The organism is Dysosmobacter segnis, assembly GCF_014297285.1.
Classification (GTDB): domain Bacteria; phylum Bacillota; class Clostridia; order Oscillospirales; family Oscillospiraceae; genus Oscillibacter; species Oscillibacter segnis.
Genome location: NZ_JACOQI010000056.1, coordinates 1 through 4,045, shown reverse-complemented (window position 1 = coordinate 4,045; position 4,045 = coordinate 1). Strand labels below are relative to the sequence as shown.

General features: G+C 53.5%; 3 protein-coding genes. All 3 read left to right on the top strand.

Features of this window, described 5'->3' with window-relative positions; translation table 11 throughout:
- Nucleotides 1–778 precede the first annotated feature (778 nt).
- The gene (locus tag H8Z83_RS18690; RefSeq protein WP_187016414.1) at nt 779–1,615 is read left to right on the top strand and encodes a 3-hydroxyacyl-CoA dehydrogenase family protein; all 837 of its coding nucleotides are present in this window, start codon (nt 779–781) and stop codon (nt 1,613–1,615) included.
- A gap of 391 nt (nt 1,616–2,006) precedes the next feature.
- On the top strand, nt 2,007–3,152 hold the full coding sequence (locus H8Z83_RS18685) for an acyl-CoA dehydrogenase (RefSeq protein ID WP_187016413.1): 1,146 nt from the start codon (nt 2,007–2,009) through the stop codon (nt 3,150–3,152).
- Between the two features lie 21 nt (nt 3,153–3,173).
- Nucleotides 3,174–3,974 (top strand): acryloyl-CoA reductase electron transfer subunit gamma, encoded by an 801-nt coding sequence (acrB, locus tag H8Z83_RS18680; protein WP_187016412.1) that lies wholly within the window; start codon nt 3,174–3,176, stop codon nt 3,972–3,974.
- The last annotated feature ends 71 nt before the right edge of the window (nt 3,975–4,045 follow it).

Here is a 4,045-nt window from a genome sequence, read left to right as displayed (position 1 = left end):
TCGAATTGCGTCAGAGAAAATTTGAAATAATCGCATTCTGAATTCTATGGAAAACTCAAAACCGTTGCGGTGCAAGGCTTCCAAGACGAAAATATCCGAATTGAAGCCGCCTGACAGAATGTGTTGATGAAAGATGCGGCACAGAAAACTCTGCACGAAAGTGTGGAGTTTTCACATATTTATTGGCTTTTTCACTGAAAAAAGTTAGAAAAACAGGTTTTATCAAAAAGTCAGTTTTTCTCCGCAACAGGCGACATTTTAGAGATGCAGCCGGTCGTTTTTATGAACTGGTGTGACTCGAACGCCAGGGCTTCAAAAAAGAACAAACCGACAGGCCACCGATCTCTCCCTCACGGGGAGCAGGTCGATGGCCTTTTTTCGTCTCCAATGGTGCTTATGTTGCTTCTGCTTCGCTTGTGTGTCATTCCCTGGTGGTATTGGTAATAGCTTTCTCGTAACCTTTCGGGTATAAAAACTTATAATCACTTATAAGAAGTGAGGTTCTGAAAACTCTGCAGGTGACTGAATTTTAAGAACTTATGGGAGCTTATGAGGACTTATGAGCTGCGTGATTATTTTAACGTTAATTATTTAACGGATATGTAAAAAATTTAACGATCCCTTTGTGGGAAGTGCAGAAAATCCGCCGGAAGGGGAAAATGTCCTTGCTTAATAGTGGGGGAGACCGTATAATACTAAGCAGGTGAAACTGGCCTTGACGGAATGCTTTCCGGTCAGCGGCCCCCCATAATCACATAAATTACAGGAGGACAATCACATGAAAGTAGCGATTTTCGGCGCCGGCACCATGGGCAGCGGCATTGCTCAGGTTTTCGCGGCTAAGGGCCACACTGCCCTGATGTATGCAAGCTCTGTGGCTTCCGCTCAGAAGCACAAGGATAAGCTGGCTGCTTCTCTGGCCAAGCGCGTGGCCAAGGGCAAGATGACCCAGGAGGCTGTGGACGCTCTGCTGGCCAACATCCTGGTGGAGGAGAAGTCCGCCTGCGCTGACGCCGATCTGATCATCGAATGCGTCAAGGAAGACATGGCTACCAAAAAGGAGCTGCTCTGCGAGCTGGACGAGCTGTGCAAGCCCGAGGCCATCTTCGCTTCCAACACCTCCTCTCTGTCTATCACCGAGATGGGCAACGGCCTCAAGCACCCCGTCATCGGTATGCACTTCTTCAATCCCGTTCCCAGCATGAAGCTGGTGGAGATCATCCGCGGTGCCAACACCACTCAGGAGACCTTCGACGTCATCTACAAGCTGTCTCAGGAGATCGGCAAGGATCCCGTTGAGGTTGCTGAGGCTCCTGGCTTCGTGGTCAACAAGATCCTGATCCCCATGATCAACGAGGCCATCGGCCTGGTTGAGACCGGCGTTGCCTCTGTGGAGGATATCGACAAGGCTATGCAGCTGGGCGCCAACCATCCCATGGGCCCCCTCGCTCTGGGCGACTTCATCGGTCTGGACGTGTGCCTGGCTATCATGGAGACCCTCTTCAACGAGACCGGCGACGGCAAGTATCGTCCCGCTCTGCTGCTGAAGAAGATGGTCCGCGGCGGCCTGCTGGGCCGCAAGTCCGGCAAGGGCTTCTACGATTACAGCAAGTAAATCATCCCATGACCGGGCCGCTGAAAAGCGGCCCGGTTTTTTATATTTTCAGACAATAAAACGTAAATTTTACAAGGATACTGGACCTTCCGACATATGAGACAGTTTTAGCGTTAAAAGTTTGGCAATTTTCACGAAGCGCTTTTCCTTGCCTTTCTTTCACGGCTGCGTTATAATTTTCACATAGTAAAGGTGAAAAGTGGGCACTGGGTTGCAACAGGGGCGTTGCCGCTGTTGCGATTTCTTTGAGTTTTCGGTGTTAAAAATGTAACAAAGTAATCGCTTTTTAACCGAAACTATCTCGTATTGCTTGTCCCGGAGGTCATGAAATTCTTTAAATGCTGACGGGAGATTGTAATAACCGAACAAGAAATTGTAGGAGGATCGAATCATGGATTTTCATCTGACAAACGAGCAGCAGATGCTCCGCAAGATGTACCGGGAATTCGCCGAGAACGAGGTCAAGCCTCTGGCTGAGGAGATCGATGAGGAAGAGCGCTTCCCCATGGAGACCGTCGAGAAGATGGCGAAGCTGGGCATGATGGGCATTTACTTCCCCAAGGAATACGGCGGCGCCGGCGGCGACGTCCTGTCCTATGCCATGTGCGTGGAAGAGTTGGCCAAGGTCTGCGGCACCACTGCTGTTATCGTTTCCGCTCACACCTCTCTGTGCTGCGCCCCCATTTATGAGAACGGCACCGAGGAGCAGAAGCGGAAGTACCTGCCCGACCTGCTGAGCGGCCGCAAGATCGGCGCTTTCGGCCTGACCGAGCCCAACGCCGGTACCGACGCTTCCGGCCAGCAGACCACCGCTGTCAAGAACGAGAACGGCGACTACGTCCTCAACGGCAGCAAGTGCTTCATCACCAACGGCAACGTGGCCGATACTTTCGTGGTGTTCGCCATGACCGACAAGTCCAAGGGCAACCACGGCATCTCCGCCTTCATCGTTGAGAAGAGCTTCCCCGGTTTCTCCACCGGTAAGCACGAGAAGAAGATGGGTATCCGCGGCAGCTCCACCTGCGACCTGATCTTTGAGGATTGCATCGTGCCCAAGGAGAACCTGCTGGGCAAGGAAGGCAAGGGCTTCAAGATCGCTATGCAGACCCTGGACGGCGGCCGTATCGGTATCGCTTCTCAGGCTCTGGGCCTGGGCGAGGGCGCTGTCAACGAGGCTGTCAAGTACACTCAGGAGCGCGTCCAGTTCGGCCGCCGCCTGAGCCAGTTCCAGAACACTCAGTTCCAGCTGGCTGATATGCACACCCGTATGCAGGCTGCTCAATATCTGGTGTACGCTGCCGCTATGAAGAAGCAGCTCCATGAGGATTACTCCATGGACGCTTCCATGGCTAAGCTGTTCGCTGCTGAGGCCGCTTCCGACGTGACCCGCCGCGCTGTTCAGCTCTTCGGCGGTTACGGCTACACCCGTGAGTATCCCGTGGAGCGCATGATGCGCGACGCCAAGATCACCGAGATCTATGAGGGTACTTCTGAGGTCCAGCGTATGGTCATTTCCAGCCACCTGGGCGTGAAATAAGGATAGGAGGTAAAGGTTAAAATGAAAATCATTGTTTCTATTAAGCAGGTACCCGATACCTCCGGCAAGGTGGCTGTCAATCCCGACGGTACTCTGAACCGCGCCTCCATGCAGACCATCACCAACCCCGACGATATGAACGCTCTGGAGGCAGCCCTGAAGATCAAGGATGCCACCGGCTGCAAGGTCACTGTTGTTACCATGGGTCCTCCTCCCGCTGCCGGTATGCTGCGTGAGGCTCTGGCCATGGGCGCTGACGAGGCTTATCTGGTTTCCGCCCGTGAGTTCGGCGGTTCCGATACTTACGCTACTTCCCAGATCCTGGCCGCTGCCATCAACAAGATCGGCGTGGAGAAGGACGACATCGTGCTGTGCGGCCGTCAGGCTATCGACGGCGATACCGCTCAGGTCGGTCCCCAGATCGCTGAGAAGCTGCACCTGCCCCAGATCACTTACGCTGCCGAGATCACCAAGAATGGTGACGAGGTCACCGTCAAGCGTATGCTGGAGGACGGCTACATGACCATCAAGGTCCAGACTCCCTGCCTGCTGACCTGCATCAAGGAGCTCAACGAGCCCCGTTACATGAGCGTTGGCGGCGTGTTCGAGGCTTACGGCAAGCCCCTGACCACTCTGGGCTATGAGGACCTGAAGGACGATCCCCTGATCGATGCCACCACCATCGGCCTGAAGGGCTCTCCCACCAACATCTTCAAGAGCTTCACGCCTCCCCAGAAGGGTGCTGGCATGATGCTGGAGGGTGCTGATAAGGCTACCTGCGAGAAGCTGGCCGGTATTCTGGCCGCTAAGCACATCATCTAAGAAAGGGGATAGAAAATCATGTCTAATTTCAATAGTGCTGATATCGCTGCTTTCAAGGATGTATGGGTGTT

What these genes read in the sequence shown, in the direction of transcription:
- H8Z83_RS18690 (WP_187016414.1), top strand. Translation starts at nt 779, where the DNA reads ATGAAAGTAGCGATTTTCGGCGCCGGCACCATGGGCAGCGGCATTGCT.
- H8Z83_RS18685 (WP_187016413.1), top strand. Translation starts at nt 2,007, where the DNA reads ATGGATTTTCATCTGACAAACGAGCAGCAGATGCTCCGCAAGATGTAC.
- acrB (WP_187016412.1), top strand. Translation starts at nt 3,174, where the DNA reads ATGAAAATCATTGTTTCTATTAAGCAGGTACCCGATACCTCCGGCAAG.